At 42.3% G+C, this 14,402-nt stretch carries 14 protein-coding genes and 1 pseudogene; 8 read left to right on the forward strand and 7 right to left on the reverse strand.

Going from position 1 to position 14,402, the window contains the following annotated elements:
• Positions 1–22 precede the first annotated feature (22 nt).
• The gene (locus ACYRY3_RS34125) at positions 23–2,461 is read left to right on the forward strand and encodes a hypothetical protein (RefSeq protein WP_460206102.1); all 2,439 of its coding nucleotides are present in this window, start codon (positions 23–25) and stop codon (positions 2,459–2,461) included.
• 62 nt (positions 2,462–2,523) lie between these two features.
• Here ACYRY3_RS34125 and ACYRY3_RS34130 read toward each other — a convergent pair whose 3' ends face one another.
• Complete coding sequence (locus tag ACYRY3_RS34130) at positions 2,524–2,712, reverse strand: hypothetical protein (protein WP_460206103.1); 189 nt, start codon at positions 2,710–2,712, stop codon at positions 2,524–2,526.
• Between the two features lie 261 nt (positions 2,713–2,973).
• Between ACYRY3_RS34130 and thrC the strand changes: the two genes are divergently transcribed.
• The gene (gene thrC / locus ACYRY3_RS34135) at positions 2,974–4,065 is read left to right on the forward strand and encodes a threonine synthase (RefSeq protein ID WP_460206104.1); all 1,092 of its coding nucleotides are present in this window, start codon (positions 2,974–2,976) and stop codon (positions 4,063–4,065) included.
• A 47-nt stretch (positions 4,066–4,112) separates the two neighbouring features.
• On the opposite strand, the gene ACYRY3_RS34140 is transcribed toward thrC, so the two are convergent.
• Positions 4,113–4,562, reverse strand: a complete 450-nt coding sequence (locus ACYRY3_RS34140; RefSeq protein ID WP_460206105.1) for a hypothetical protein — start codon at positions 4,560–4,562, stop codon at positions 4,113–4,115.
• A 69-nt stretch (positions 4,563–4,631) separates the two neighbouring features.
• Here ACYRY3_RS34140 and ACYRY3_RS34145 point away from each other — a divergent pair, with 69 nt between their 5' ends.
• Positions 4,632–5,156 (forward strand): DUF4112 domain-containing protein, encoded by a 525-nt coding sequence (locus tag ACYRY3_RS34145; RefSeq protein ID WP_460206106.1) that lies wholly within the window; start codon positions 4,632–4,634, stop codon positions 5,154–5,156.
• A 19-nt stretch (positions 5,157–5,175) separates the two neighbouring features.
• On the forward strand, positions 5,176–6,111 hold the full coding sequence (locus ACYRY3_RS34150; protein ID WP_460206107.1) for an alpha/beta fold hydrolase: 936 nt from the start codon (positions 5,176–5,178) through the stop codon (positions 6,109–6,111).
• Between the two features lie 199 nt (positions 6,112–6,310).
• Here the strand turns inward: ACYRY3_RS34150 and ACYRY3_RS34155 are convergent.
• Positions 6,311–6,643, reverse strand: a pseudogene (locus ACYRY3_RS34155) (photosystem II q(b) protein); the annotation flags it as partial.
• Positions 6,644–6,957: 314 nt separating this feature from the next.
• Positions 6,958–7,308, reverse strand: coding sequence for a histidine triad nucleotide-binding protein (locus ACYRY3_RS34160; RefSeq protein ID WP_460206108.1), 351 nt, complete (start codon positions 7,306–7,308; stop codon positions 6,958–6,960).
• Positions 7,309–8,026: 718 nt separating this feature from the next.
• On the opposite strand from ACYRY3_RS34160, the gene ACYRY3_RS34165 reads away from it, so the two are divergent.
• A complete protein-coding gene (locus ACYRY3_RS34165) occupies positions 8,027–9,556 on the forward strand; it encodes a YifB family Mg chelatase-like AAA ATPase (RefSeq protein ID WP_460206109.1) in 1,530 nt (509 codons plus the stop codon).
• A gap of 205 nt (positions 9,557–9,761) precedes the next feature.
• Here the strand turns inward: ACYRY3_RS34165 and ACYRY3_RS34170 are convergent, their stop codons facing one another.
• On the reverse strand, positions 9,762–10,544 hold the full coding sequence (locus ACYRY3_RS34170) for an SDR family oxidoreductase (RefSeq protein ID WP_460206110.1): 783 nt from the start codon (positions 10,542–10,544) through the stop codon (positions 9,762–9,764).
• 240 nt (positions 10,545–10,784) lie between these two features.
• On the opposite strand from ACYRY3_RS34170, the gene ACYRY3_RS34175 reads away from it, so the two are divergent.
• Positions 10,785–11,951: a PucR family transcriptional regulator gene (locus tag ACYRY3_RS34175; RefSeq protein ID WP_460206111.1), complete on the forward strand. Its 1,167-nt coding sequence runs from the start codon at positions 10,785–10,787 to the stop codon at positions 11,949–11,951.
• A 140-nt stretch (positions 11,952–12,091) separates the two neighbouring features.
• Here ACYRY3_RS34175 and ACYRY3_RS34180 read toward each other — a convergent pair whose 3' ends face one another.
• Both ACYRY3_RS34180 and ACYRY3_RS34185 read right to left on the reverse strand, forming a co-directional pair.
• Positions 12,092–12,751, reverse strand: a complete 660-nt coding sequence (locus tag ACYRY3_RS34180) for a hypothetical protein (RefSeq protein ID WP_460206112.1) — start codon at positions 12,749–12,751, stop codon at positions 12,092–12,094.
• A gap of 449 nt (positions 12,752–13,200) precedes the next feature.
• Positions 13,201–13,377, reverse strand: coding sequence for a hypothetical protein (locus ACYRY3_RS34185; RefSeq protein ID WP_460206113.1), 177 nt, complete (start codon positions 13,375–13,377; stop codon positions 13,201–13,203).
• 319 nt (positions 13,378–13,696) lie between these two features.
• Between ACYRY3_RS34185 and ACYRY3_RS34190 the strand changes: the two genes are divergently transcribed.
• A complete protein-coding gene (locus ACYRY3_RS34190; RefSeq protein ID WP_460206114.1) occupies positions 13,697–13,936 on the forward strand; it encodes a hypothetical protein in 240 nt (79 codons plus the stop codon).
• Positions 13,924–14,367, forward strand: a complete 444-nt coding sequence (locus ACYRY3_RS34195) for a type II toxin-antitoxin system VapC family toxin (RefSeq protein ID WP_460206115.1) — start codon at positions 13,924–13,926, stop codon at positions 14,365–14,367. Before ACYRY3_RS34190 ends, ACYRY3_RS34195 begins: the two co-directional genes overlap by 13 nt.
• Positions 14,368–14,402: the final 35 nt, after the last annotated feature.

Raw genomic sequence — 14,402 nt, forward strand, 5'->3', positions numbered from 1 at the left:
ATGGAACTGATTGAGAAGTAGCATGGCAAACCCTTCGTCAAACTCTGCACCAAAACCGTATAAACAGAATCAAGCCAAAGTGGGTGCAGTCAGGCGCGTCTATAAAAAACACAAGCAGAAACCCAAGGGGGGAAGTTGGCTGACATCATTGCTAGCAATGGCTGCTTTGTTAGGCAGCGCAGGGTTAGTTGTGACTTTTGCCTGGGTTAGCATTCAATTTATACTCAATCCGTATCAAGTCGGATGGGTAAACAAACTTTTACCAGGATGGGCGCAAATTTCCCTAGATGGTGAAGAACGTCCCCAAACTCTCAAACAAATTCAAGATGGTGTGAAAAACCAGGGGTTTGAAGCGGGCAACATCTTGCCTTTAGAGGCTGACACGGCAGTTTCTTTCTTGCTACCAGTGTTCAAGCAACGCTCTAATTGTCAGTCAAATTGTAAATCTATAGTTGAACTTAGAGTTTATCAGCGTTCCAAAGATTTGGAATCACAATCCGCATCAGAAAAATACTATTATTTGGCAACTCAGGTACCTGTCACAGGACCAGAAGAGTCTTTTGTTGTTGCCCCCTTTGTTAAAACTACAGATGAAAACCAAGGTTCCAGTCTTCCTCTACCTTTGGATGAAGTGGGGCGATTTGGACGCGAAGCACCATCACCAGGTGCTTGGTTTTATTTACAGGGTCACCGCCAGCAAGGGACAAATGTAATTGCTTACGGTCATATCTTTTATTACAATCCCGAGCGCACTAACTTACAATTCATGTTGCCTTGGACAAGTCCAAATGGGTATTTACCTCAATGGCGACAAGTCACGGGTGGTGGGAAAAAAGAGCTAGTTGTGGATCAAACAGTCGGTTTAGAACCTCAGTTAAAAATTTATCAAGTCAAATCTGTTAAATCTTTTCTCAACCCCATTGAGTTAGAAGTGATTTCACTGACACCACCTGCTTTAAAGAACTCAGCATATCAAGATGCTCTATCTTTAGCCCGTAGTGGATTGTGGACTTCAGCCTTTGAACGGTTGCAATCTCTTAACAAACGACAGAAAGGGCTTTTTTCAGTAGGGGCGCAAGCACAAATGGATTTCATTCGCTTGCATTCCCAGTTAACGAAGACACAAGCCAACACAAGTTGGGCAAGTCCCAGCCAACAAGTTCTGGCAGATATTATGGATGGTCGTTGGGAAAAAGCTTTACAGGTGTTTGAGGCTTCACCGCAAAATGCCCAGGAAATTTCTACTCTACTTAAAGCAGATGGGGAAAGGTTATCGAATCGCGTAGCAGCAGAATTGCGGGTCAACCCAAAACGACAGTCAGTGCAAGCCTGGGGCGCTTTAATTGTAGCAGCTAGGCACGGGCAAGCACGAGCAAATACCTGGTTAAGTGAGCGCGTGCCAATTGAAAAAGACACTGTTGTTTACATTCAAAGCTTGATAGAACTTTTGAATGGTAATGTTTCTCAGTCTAAAGTCTTTTCCTCCGAGCATACCAGCCGGATTGTTGGCTCGGTACAGCCAATTGCTGAAGTTAACCCTAAAGATTGGTTAAAACTAGATAATGTAGAAAAGTTAAGTGCAACCAATCTACAGGGTATAACACCCTTAGAAAAAGCAGATAACCAAGTTTGGTATCAGGTACAAGTTTCTGCATTTCATAATGGCCAAAATTGGCTGTCTGCCCCGTTTGCGAATTTGAAACAACCCGAATCTTCCCCAGAAAAATTTTTCCAGAAAATTTTAGGTGTTAATTCCAATCTAGAAATTCAAATTGTTGTCTGGCTGGCATCCGGAGAACAGATGACAACGACAGCCACTATCAAAGCTGTACAATTGCGAGATGGGGTGTTGCGACTCTTGGTCAGTGGTGATGCTTCACAACAAACCTTACTTGCAACATCTCCACAACAACCGCCTCCACTTGCTTTAACAGACTCTGCTTTAGAATGGGTGCAACCATCTCCCATCACTCTTGGTGAACTGTATAAACAAGACTCATCACGAGTAAAGGCAATGCTGTCCACTATCTGGAAGACCTTACAAGAATCTGGCGAACTACCAGATGGCAATCTTCCTGAGACTCAACAACTTCTGCAACACCTGGAATATTGGCCTGTTCAAGAAATTGATTTGACAGGTAACGGTAAACCAGAAACAGTGGTGACTCTTTCACCAGAAGCGATCGCATCCTTATATAGCTCGGCAGATGCTAACGAAGACCGAGGTAGAAGTTCGAGTTTGCCCAAATCCAAACCTGCCAGTAAAAATCCAGTCCGTCCTCGTACACTTATCTTGTCCGATGGCGGTCAAGTGGTCTATACTGATTTCAAAGGGAATTCTCAGCAAGCCTTGACTGCGATTGCCAGACTGTTAACAAGGGAATCTTTGGCTTTGCTTGTCGAAAATTCTCGGGAATATAGTTTGAAAGTTTGGTCGGAAAAAAATAAACGCTTTGAGTAACACTGATTCTACTGCTACTTAAAGTGGCAGTAATATAAGCAGCAGTAAGTGTGATGATTAACTTAATCCTCCACACTACTCGTAGAAGATAGGCGTTGTATTTTCATATCCTCCAATTGCCTTAACAGGCAATCCACCTCAGCTTGCAGGTTCATAAACTTGGCTTGCTGTTCGGCTTGATAAAAGCATTTATTCAGTTTAGTTGCCCAGAGAGTCTGAGACCCGTTGTTTGAAACGCTAGATGTAGTCATAGCCATACGAACCAAAAATTCAACTCACACCATTAGAGATATTATAATAGCGAAGTTTTAAGAATCATTAAATAATTGTATACTCTTCATAAATAGCTGTAACGTGTCTAATGTCATACACTAAAGGACTACAAGTCTAGTATTTTTGTTCCAAAAAAGACAAGATCGCAGTAATATTGCATATCAGAGACATTTGGTGTGCAAAATAAATATAAACTTAGTTTTTACCATCTCAGCCGAAAATAGAAGTTTTTAAATACCGTGACTCTAAGCCTGACTGCTGCTAAATTACATCGCCAACCCTGGCCGGGGCTAATACAAGCCTACCGTCAATACTTGCCTGTCACTGAAGAAACACCAGTTGTGACTTTGCTAGAGGGCAACACTCCGCTTATCCCAGTTCCCTCAATTGCAGAACGTATAGGCAGGCAAGTACGCGTATTTGTTAAATATGACGGGCTCAATCCCACAGGTAGCTTTAAAGACCGGGGAATGACAATGGCAATTTCCAAAGCAAAGGAAGCTGGGGCAAAGGCTGTTATTTGTGCAAGTACAGGCAATACCTCAGCTGCGGCAGCTGCCTATGCCAGACGTGGAGGAATGCGTGCTTTTGTGATAATTCCAGATGGCTACGTAGCACTAGGCAAATTAGCACAAGCATTGTTGTACGGGGCGGAAGTCCTGGCAATTAAGGGGAATTTTGACCAAGCTTTGGAAATCGTGCGTGAAATGGCCGAAAGCTATCCAATTACTTTGGTGAATTCGGTCAATCCTTACCGCCTAGAAGGGCAGAAAACCGGCGCATTTGAAATTGTTGATAGCTTGGGTGATACCCCAGACTGGCTTTGTATCCCAGTAGGTAATGCGGGCAATATCACTGCGTATTGGATGGGATTTTGTCAATATCATCAAGATGGAAAATGCACTCGCCTCCCCCGGATGATGGGTTTCCAAGCGGCAGGTGCAGCACCTTTAGTGAACGGTCAACCCGTAACACATCCAGAGACAATAGCAACAGCGATTCGTATAGGGAATCCCGCAAGTTGGGAGAAAGCAGTCGCTGTACAGCAAGCTAGTATGGGAAGTTTCCATGCTGTCACCGATATAGAAATTCTTGATGCTTATCGACTTTTGGCATCAGAAGAAGGGATTTTCTGCGAACCCGCTAGTGCCGCTTCCGTTGCCGGGTTGTTACAGGTGAAGGACCAAGTGCCCGCAGGGGCGACAGTTGTTTGTGTCCTGACCGGCAACGGTCTCAAAGACCCCGACACAGCTATTAAACATAGTTCCAGCCAATTTAAACAAGGTATTGAACCGGAACTCGGATCTGTAGCTGAAGCAATGGGATTTTAAAAAGGATGAAGTATGAAGGATGAAGTATGAAGTAAATTTTTTATCCTTTATCCTTTCTCTTTGTCCCTTGTCAGTCTGTCGATAGCATCTCCTAGGGCAGTTGTCAAGCTTTTCCGTGTCTGAGCATGGTTGTCTTGCTCTGTTTTTAAAGCTTGAATTACGCGATCGCGTTCTTTGATTGCGGCAATGAGTTGGGTTTTTAACTCCTCGACAGATTCGATTTGTTCGACTTCTTGCTGAATGGCAGTTGTGGCTGTTGGGTCGTCAAGTAATTCTTCTTGAATACCCTTGATTTGCTGTAGTTGTATTTTGAAAGACTCTATAGTTTGTTTTGCCATCTGAGCATCGGAACGACGCTGCTCTGCTTCGGTATTGTAAAGCTTACGCCATTTTTCTGCACTTTCCCAACCCGCATCGCGTTCTGCTTGGAGTTCTGCAATCTGTTGTTTGAGTGCTTTGATTTCGGCTAGCCACTGTGGTGTTAATTCTTGAGTCATAGGAGTTAATTTTAAAACCCTGGGCTTATATTAAGAGATTGGAAGTAGAATAGAAATGCGATCGCACCAATGTCTCAGCCTCCTCAGTACCCTGCCATGAATTCTGACGCCAAAGCACCTACTTTAAAACGGCTGCGTCAGCTAAGTCGCATCATGGATAAAGCTATTACCGTTCCAGGAACCCAGATCGGTATTGGTCTAGATCCCATTTTAGGATTTATTCCGGTTGGCGGTGATTTTTTGGGAATTATGTTTTCGGCATACATAGTCCTAGAAGCAGCACGTTTGGGTGCATCAACTGCCACGATCGGCAGAATGGTTCTGAATATAATCATAGATGGATTATTAGGTGCTATACCCTTAGTAGGAGACTTGTTCGATTTTGCCTGGACAGCTAATGAGTACAACATTAAACTACTGGAAGATTACTTAAAGTTTCCCAGGCAGAGGACAAGCACAGACAAGTGGTTCGTATTGGCGGTTTTAATTGTATTGTTCATTGTCACTATTGGACTAGTCGCATTTACCGTGATACTTATGAGACTGCTTGGAACGTTGCTTGAAACACTACTGAGATTCTTAACTGGCAGTTAAATAAGTTACGACAAAATTAATGAAAGATTGGTGGCAAGAGACTTTCCCTCAAGGTCGGCAAAGTCTAATCATTACTGATGCTAGTGGATACCCCGTACAAATTGCATATGGTGAAAAAGGCACGGGTAAACCCCTGTTTTTACTACACGGTGTTGGTAGTTGGAGTTACAATTGGCGTCACAGCATTGATGCATTATCCAAACATTTTCGAGTTATCTGCTTTGATGCGAAAGGTTATGGTTTTTCGGAAAAACCAGTATCTCGTAAAGAACACAATGGGCATCAAATGATTGAGTTAGAGAGAATTATTTTTTCCCTGTGTGATGAACCGGTTGTTATCGTAGCAGAATCATTAGGTGCATTAATTGCTCTTGCGCTTGCTGCAAAAAAACCCCAATTAATAGCGCGGCTCATTGTATTAAATGTTCCTATTTTTGCACAACGGTTACCTCATTGGGGAATGTGGTTGCTTTCCCAATTGCCTTTAGAAATAGTGCAAGCAATTGACTCATCACGTCTGGCACTCTTATTTGCGCCACTAGTTAGAGAAATTATGGCTATAGAAAGACGTGGGGTTCTGTTTGACCCATCCATATTAACGCAGGAAGATGTTTACTGGATAACTTACCCTTATATTGAGCTTCCCGGTACTTTTGCAAAGGTAGCCGAAGAGTTAAAAATTGCAGCACGGGAAATTGAGCATTTACAAACTAATAAACCCAGTTTGCTCGCTAACATTCAAAATAACCTTAGTACTATCAGATGTCCCACACTTATTTTATGGGGGGAACAAGATACTTGGTTCCCTGTTAGCGATGGTAAAAAACTGTATCAACATCTTCCTAATGCAAGGCTACAAATTCTGACTAACTGCTGTCATGATGCATCTTCTGGTGCTTCAAAAGCTGTAAATGCAGCGATTATTGAGTTTTTGCAGGATACAAATTTCGTTTAGCTATAAAAAAGTTTAGCTATAAAAAAAGAGAGTGGGAGCAAGCATACCAGTCGCTTTAAATGCTCCCACTTATAATTTGTCGCTAAAGCATCAGGAATACGCGCTCGAACGCTGTCAATTATTTAGAATGTGTTTCTGCATTTTTTGTAGAAAGTGTATCACAAATTATTCGATATGTGATACACCCTGATAACAACTATGGACCACCGTTGTACAACCACTCATCTAAGGAAGCCGCTTCCCAGATGGGGTAGAAGTGAAGACCAATCGCGTTGGAGGAAGGTACAACTGCACCGGAGATGATGTTGTTGCCGTAAATTAAGGAACCTGCAACGGGCTCGCGAATACCGTCAATGTCTACTGGAGGTGCAGCAATGAAGGCGATGATGAAGCAGATGGTTGCGGAAAGCAGGGTAGGGATCATCAATACGCCGAACCAACCGATATATATACGGTTTTCGGTGGAGGTGATCCAGCTGCAGAACCGCTCCCAAGCATTGGCGCTTTCGCGACGCTGTAAGGTTGTGGTCATAATTGTTATGAGTGCTTAATTTCTGAAAACTTTCCTGAAATCTCACGTAGGTGTGTTCACCTACGCTGCTTCTACATTAAAAGCCAAATAGACATTTGTAAATGATTTGTAAAGGTATTTTAATTTAAATATTTTTATATGTAATATTTAATTTACTTATCAATAAACAGCTAGAAGCAGGTAAGTCGGCGTACAGTAAGGGTTGTTAGTGGTTAGTGGTTAGCGGGGGTGGACAGATATCTTGTGGGGTGGGCGTCCTCGCCCGCCCAAACAAACTTAATTGAATTGCAAACCGCTATTTTGTCAATGATGAATCAACCAGGAGGCCATGCCATTTGGCGTCCGCCTAGAACGTGTACGTGTAAGTGGAACACCGTTTGACCGGCGTCAGCATCGGTGTTTATGACAACACGATAGCCATTAGTTAGCCCTGCTTCTTCAGCAATACGTTTGGCAGTTAACAAAAGATGTCCCAATAGGGCAGCATCTCCAGACTCGGCATCAGCTAATTTGGGTATTGGTTTTTTAGGAATGACGAGGATATGAACGGGCGCTTGGGGATTCACATCTTTGAAGGCAAGCGCTAAATCATCTTCATAAACAATGTTGGCGGGAATTTCCCTACGAATGATTTTGCTGAAAATCGTCTCTGTTGTTTCACTCATGGCAATTGACTAGTTCTTCTGCTAGAGATTTTGTCATGTTTCGTACACTGCAATAAGTTTACAGTCAATGCCTGCTCTGTTCTTGCTACTCTCGACAAAGCAATTCCAATTGAAATAGAGCTATTGAAATCTCAACTCATTAGACTTATCCGACAAAGAATAATGTAGAGACGTGACATGGCACGTCTTTGCAAGGGTTGCAAATAAAACATAATTATGGTGGTTTGCAATGAAGGCGATCGCTGACTACTTCATATGCACCTTGCATTTGATATATTAGGGTAATTGTCTGGTCGATTGCCCAAGCGCATTCCAGTCTACGCAATTTTCCTGCAGCACAAGTGTCCTTATATATTTCGGGTGAAGCAATCTTTATTGAAGATAAGGCTTAAATGCTGAGCAACAACTGCTAAGCATTTCTAACCTTTTGAAGTTAGAAGTAGAAGCTTGAAAAATTTTTCTAAAATTTAGCCATATTAGTATGGGGATTTTGGTAGCTTCTAAGCAAGTTAGTGCTGAGTTGTTGGGAGATTATCTTTTCTGAGGAAGATTTCTCTGGATGGTAGCCTTCGACCCGACTCGTTGCTGATGTCCTGCCCATCCCATTGAAAAAATAACCGTATTTTTACTTAATGAATTTCCATTGCATTTGGGCATACTAAATGACGAAATGTAATAAATTTTCAAACAATTCTAAATAACTGTTATAAGGAATATTATGCTGGCTAGAGTCTGGAGCGCGTCAATTGTCGGCATCGACGCAGTTAAGGTGGGCGTTGAAGTGGATGTGTCAGGAGGATTGCCGGGAATTGTCATTTTGGGGCTTCCAGATGCAGCCGTTCAAGAAGGAAAAGAAAGGGTTAAGGCAACACTAAAGAATACTGGTTTTGCTTTTCCAATTAGGAAGATTGTTATTAATCTGACACCTGCGGATTTACGCAAGGAAGGTCCCTGTTTTGATTTACCCATTAGTGTGGGGATTTTGGCAGCTTCTGACCAAGTGAGTGCTGAGTTGTTGGGAGATTATCTTTTTTTGGGGGAGGTTTCTTTGGATGGTAGCCTCCTTCCTGTTGCTGGTGTCTTACCCATTGCAGCTGCTGCCCACCAAATGGGCATTGCAGGTTTAGTTGTCCCTGCTGATAATGCACAAGAAGCTGCTCTAGTTGAAGGATTGCCAGTTTATGGGTTTAAACATCTGTCTGAGGTGACTCATTTTTTAAACAATCCGAAGCGATATCAACCCGTACAGTTAGGTGACATTCTAGAGACATTGCATGCTCCTTCTCCACAAGCAGATTTGAAAGATGTGAAAGGACAAGCTCATGCTCGCCGTGCTTTGGAAATTGCCGCAGCTGGTGGGCATAATTTAATTTTTGTGGGTCCGCCAGGAAGTGGCAAGACGATGCTGGCACGTCGTTTGCCAGGAATTCTACCAGCAATGCAATTTCAGGAAGCTTTGGAGGTGACTCGGATTCATTCAGTAGCTGGCTTATTAAAAAATAGGGGATCGTTGGTGCGCGATCGCCCTTTCCGCAGCCCCCACCACTCCGCCTCCGGTCCTTCTCTTGTAGGTGGTGGTAATTTCCCTCGTCCTGGAGAGATTTCCTTAGCACATAAAGGTATTCTTTTCTTAGATGAATTAACAGAATTTAAAAGAGATGTTTTAGAATTTTTACGGCAACCTTTAGAAGATGGACAAGTCACAATTTCCCGTACCAGACAATCAACGATTTTTCCCGCTCAGTTTACTCTAGTTGCCAGTACAAATCCCTGCCCTTGCGGTTATTACGGTGACACTATCCAAAATTGTACCTGTTCCCCAAGGCAAAGAGAACTTTATTGGGCGAAACTTTCGGGTCCTTTAATGGACAGAATTGACTTACAAGTTGCGGTGAATCGTTTGAAAGCAGAAGAGATTACCCAACAATCAACAGGAGAATCATCAGCATTAGTTAGAGAAAGAGTACAACAGGCACGGGATATCGCAGAGCGTAGATTTAAAGATGAAGCCAATTTATCTTGCAATGCACAGATGCAAAGCAAACATCTTCATAAATGGTGCAAGTTGGATGATAGCAGCCTTAATTTGTTGGAAGGAGCAATTAGAAAATTGGGTTTATCTGCAAGAGCAAGCGATCGCATTCTTAAAGTAGCACGCACTATCGCTGATTTATCAGGCGATGATGACCTAAAACCTTACCATGTTGCTGAAGCAATCCAGTATCGTACAATAGATAGAATGCAGTAAATATTTCATTCTTTTATAGATGAGTAGGAGCCCGAACTTTATGGAAAGCAACACTTTAAAAACATCACAAAATACAGATTTAAAGGTTAATATTGTGCTGGAAACCAAAGAGGATGGTAGTGCGATCGCATCTATTTTGGAACTTCCACAGTGAGGTATGTAGAGACGCGCCATGGCGCGTCTGTTAGTTATTCAGAATCTTTGCCTAAGCTTTCAGCAACGATTCTCCCCCATCAATCCAAACCTCAGTACCGGTGATATGACTTGATGCATCGGATGCTAAAAAGAATGCTAACTGTGCCACTTGCTCAGAGGTTCCCGGTTTACCATCAGTTAGAGGAATCTTTCCTTCAGGAAACTCAACAGGTTCTTGAATGTGTTCTAAATCCCTTCTTTGAGTATTTTCTTCAATACTTGTTTCAATTGCCCCAGGGCAAATGACATTAACACGAATGCGATGTTTGGCTAATTCCAAGGCAACCATTTTGGTAAAAGCAACTTGTGCAGCTTTTGAGCAGGAATATGCAGTTGCACCAGTGTTGCTAAAGGTGCGCGTGCCATTAACGGATGAGGTAATAATGACAGAACCGCCCTGCTTCTTTAAATAAGGCACTGCATATTTGACTGTGAGGAATGTTCCTTTCAAATTGACGTTTATTGTTTTATCCCATTCTTCTGGTGATAATTCCTCAATAGGTGCCCACACACCATTTATGCCAGCGTTTGCAAACACAATATCCAAACGTCCCCACTTATCTACCAATTCCTTGGTAATTTGTTGCATTTCTTCTGGCTGTGAAATATCAGCAATTAATGGTATCGCTTCACCATTATTCTTTTGAATTTCAGCAACAGTGTCTTCTAGTTCATCTTTTGTCCGACCTAATGCGCCAACCTTTGCACCTTCTTTAGCAAACAACTTTGCTGCTGCTTTAGCTATACCTGAACCTGCCCCCGTGATCAGAGCTACTTTACCTGCTAGTTGCATAAATAATTCTATTTTTATGACAACTGCTGTCTAACATGAAAAGCATTGCTATTTCATATTGCTAATGGTAGAAATATTTTCTCTATCTATTTATATAGTAATTTATTACTAGAAAATCAAAACTAAGTATTGAAAACTACTTCATTCATACTCTGTCGTAAGAGTGATGATTTTATAGCATGGTTCCTCGATACTGCTTTCGATATGACAGCACTAGCCCCTGCTTGGAAGCACGAATAAATGACAGCTTTATTAACTACTAATGCACAATTTGAGCGAGTTGCTAAAATTATCGCGGAAAGAGTGGCACAGCTATTGTGTGCGTCAGTTTTTGTTATTGACCAGCATGCGATCGCAATAGCTAGTAGTAATCCCAAGCTAGTCGGGCTTTCCTTTGACCGTATTTGTGGAAAACTAGCTCTCAACTACTTACGAGTCCCATTTACCTTTGATACACAAGTGGGTGAAGTCATTATTGGCAAATCTGTTAATGGAGAAGAAGTTTCTCCTCGTTTAGCACAGGGAATAGTGGAATTGGTGGTGAATCAAGCAACAGTCATTGATGCATTGCCCAACCAACACCAATTCAAAAATAAGTTTATCTCCGACTTACTCCACGGATTGATAGACGAAGCAACGGTCTTACAATACACCAAACTTTTGGGCTTAGACCTAACACCTCCCCGTGCCGTGATTTTAATTGATGCAAGCGATTACATTTTGGGATTCTCGGAGGCTCAAATACGGCGACGGGTTGCTTTAGTAATAGGTAGCGTTGTCAATTTTTTCCATCTACCTAGCGATACAATTTGTGCCTACCTTGGTGATGGTGAGGTAGCTGTCCTCAAAGCAAGTGATACAAAAAACTTGGGGAGTTGGGCAAATCAGGGTGATGTACCGGAACAATGTAGTTCTTCTTGGGCAAATTTGACAGCCTTGAAGCGAGCTGCTGAGGCATTATTGAAGCAGTTGCGTTCCGACACCGATACGTCAATTAGTATTGGAGTAGGTCGCTATCACCCAGGAATTCGAGGGCTTGCCCAGTCCTACAGAGACGCACGGGCTGCTTTGTCTCTGGGGTGTCGCTTTCACGATCGCAACCAAGTTCATTGCTTGGATGGATTGGGAATTGCAGCTTTTATTGGTGTTGCAGACGAGCAAACCAAAATTGAACTAGCAACGCACCTCTTAAGCCCCCTCAACCACGAACCGGAATTGCTTGCGACATTAGATGCTTTCTTTGCGGAAGACTGTTGTCCCTCTTCCACAGCCAGTCGGATTTCGATTCACCGCAATACTCTCAGTTACCGTTTAGACAAGATTACCTCACTCACCGGTCTTGACCCACGTTGCTTTGACAATGCGGTGCAGATTCGCTTGGCTTTGCTCATGGGAAGATTGCGATGATGGCGTAACAACATATCGAAGTAAATCGGAGTAAACCCTAAGATATACAATTGTTCAAAAGTTTCGCGGTCTGATTGACGGTAGTAACTGAATCACCTTTCCCCTACAACTTTGGCTTATTTACCTGAAAATTACTGTAACTATAGCGTTCTCGGTTGCCTGCACAGAAAGCTAACTCCCATTGCGCCCATACCTATGAGCGCCGCTGTGTTGCTTGGTTCTGGAACTCTCTGAATTGAAGGAACTTGAATTATACCGCTCACTCTCACAGCCCCTCTAACACTGCTAGTTGGATCTACTAAAAGATTACCGACTTGATAAACTTCAGAACTAGTCAATGTGCCAGTCGCACCTTCAAATAAACCTTCACCACCAGTAATATTGACAGTATTCGAGGCTGTAGTGGTTAAAGTCGTCAAATCAACAACTCCAGTACCGTTTTCAACGCTATAAAATAACTTATTTTCCCCCAATCCAAATAATGTGACGCCACCCACTGGCAACCCTGCTAAGCCAAATGTTTCTGGATTAGTGCTAAAACGGAAAGAACCAGTGGTTAAATCAGTTTCGTTGTAAAGTAGAACACTTGCTTTGGTCAAACCAAAGGGTGCATTATTACTTTCCCCTGAGGCGATATTTGCCGTTATACCCTCAGTAATGAAGCTACTAACACTAGACACTGCGTCATAAGTAGTGTCAAAGGTGTAAGTTGTTTGCCCTACTGCCCTTTGTACATTTAACCCAAAACCTGTCAGTGTGAAAGCTACACCAAGTAGCTTAGCAGTGGATAAGCGAAGCATAATTCACCTAACTTAATTGTGGAAAATACTGAAACCTTTTCCTGTAAAATACACCAAAATGTGATTTTTGACCAGCCAGGTAGCTCTGAGTTTGAGCATGCATAATTTTATAAGGAAGTATCTTTAACAAATCACCCGACTAGACGAAGCTAAAGCCATGCCACGTACAGTATCTTATACTCTTACTGGCATATTGTATGGGGGTATTACTGAAGAATTGTTCTCGTTGAGCAGGTTATTTTAAAATTGTGCTCCGAACATTATTTACCACTTAGAACACTAGCTGAATTACTGGGACGAGAACCAGACAGCATTCGGAACCACTATGTAAACCCAATGTTGGAGAGAAGCTTATTGAAACTGCGGTACCCTGAACAACTGAGCCATCCTCAACAGGCATACAGAACAGTATCTTTAACAAAAACAGAGCTTAATATCGATTCACCCAACTAGAAGAAGCTACTGAATTTTTCAGAGGAATCGCATTCGGACGCGATCATCTTCAATGACACTGAAATGTCCAGCCCAGTCAGTTCGAGATGCAATAGCGATCGCCACTTTTTGAGCAACACCTGCACCTGAAGGCGCACAGGTAATACTCGTGCCTCAAGCGGAACTGATATCAAAGCGCAGTCCAACAAGGAGCTCTTTCTTATAATTAATTGGAAGAAGCACAACTCTTTATTGACCAGCAATCATCAGCAGTTAAGGTATTGACTGTTTAGAGGTTAGTTAGAGAAAACGTAACGCCTTGGTTCTCCAAGTCGGGTACAATGCAATACGGTTCAGATAAGACCAGAACCCCGATTGGGAACACAACATAAAGACGCGCCATGGCGCGTCTCTACAACGTGATTATTTACACATCAGCCTTAACTAAACCGTATTGGGGTATAATGGCGGAAATCAATGAAGACCTGCTAACTGGATAAAGTTAGATAAATTATGCAACCTGCTTTACACATTACAACCCAGATTTTACCAGGAAACAAGATAGAAATTCAAATCCCAGAAGCGAAAGTTGGCGATACAGTCGATTTATTTGTCATCTTAGCTGACAAAGCACCATCAAAACGGAGTTCTGTTCTAGAGATAATAGAACAAATCCGTAGTAAACGCCCGTTTAGAACCACCGAGAATATAGATAGACAACTGCAAGAGGAACGGGATTCATGGGAAAGCTAGTACTTCCCTCATCTGGCATTGTCTATGTAGACACATCAGTCTTGATTTATACTATAGAGGGTCATCCTGATTATTATTCACTACTCCAACCCTTATGGTTGAAATTTCAATTAGGTGAAATTGAAATTGTTAGCAGTGAACTCATAATTCTGGAAGTGTTAGTCTTGCCATTGAGAAATGGAGATGCATCTCTCATTGCAGACTATGAACAACTGCTCTTTTCATCAGAAATACAATTAATTCCTATCAGCCAATATGTGCTAAGAGAAGCCGCAAATTTCAGGGCTACCACGAATCTTAAAACACCCGATGCTATTCATGCTGCTACAGCCTTGTCTGTAAATTGTACCCCATTTCTGACTAACGATAAAGGCTTTCGTCATGTTGTTGATTTACCCGTTGTTGTCCTCAGTGAAGTCTTGGCATCTTGAACTGTAGGTTACTTGTGAGCAGACAAAATCAAAGA

The sequence above is a fragment of the Scytonema sp. NUACC21 genome (genome assembly GCF_054684315.1).

Coding starts and splice junctions, on each gene's coding strand:
- ACYRY3_RS34125 (WP_460206102.1), top strand. CDS start 23: ATGGCAAACCCTTCGTCAAACTCTGCACCAAAACCGTATAAACAGAAT.
- ACYRY3_RS34130 (WP_460206103.1), bottom strand. CDS start 2,712: ATGACTACATCTAGCGTTTCAAACAACGGGTCTCAGACTCTCTGGGCA.
- ACYRY3_RS34140 (WP_460206105.1), bottom strand. CDS start 4,562: ATGACTCAAGAATTAACACCACAGTGGCTAGCCGAAATCAAAGCACTC.
- ACYRY3_RS34145 (WP_460206106.1), top strand. CDS start 4,632: ATGTCTCAGCCTCCTCAGTACCCTGCCATGAATTCTGACGCCAAAGCA.
- ACYRY3_RS34150 (WP_460206107.1), top strand. CDS start 5,176: ATGAAAGATTGGTGGCAAGAGACTTTCCCTCAAGGTCGGCAAAGTCTA.
- ACYRY3_RS34160 (WP_460206108.1), bottom strand. CDS start 7,308: ATGAGTGAAACAACAGAGACGATTTTCAGCAAAATCATTCGTAGGGAA.
- ACYRY3_RS34165 (WP_460206109.1), top strand. CDS start 8,027: ATGCTGGCTAGAGTCTGGAGCGCGTCAATTGTCGGCATCGACGCAGTT.
- ACYRY3_RS34170 (WP_460206110.1), bottom strand. CDS start 10,544: ATGCAACTAGCAGGTAAAGTAGCTCTGATCACGGGGGCAGGTTCAGGT.
- ACYRY3_RS34175 (WP_460206111.1), top strand. CDS start 10,785: ATGACAGCTTTATTAACTACTAATGCACAATTTGAGCGAGTTGCTAAA.
- ACYRY3_RS34180 (WP_460206112.1), bottom strand. CDS start 12,751: ATGCTTCGCTTATCCACTGCTAAGCTACTTGGTGTAGCTTTCACACTG.
- ACYRY3_RS34190 (WP_460206114.1), top strand. CDS start 13,697: ATGCAACCTGCTTTACACATTACAACCCAGATTTTACCAGGAAACAAG.
- ACYRY3_RS34195 (WP_460206115.1), top strand. CDS start 13,924: ATGGGAAAGCTAGTACTTCCCTCATCTGGCATTGTCTATGTAGACACA.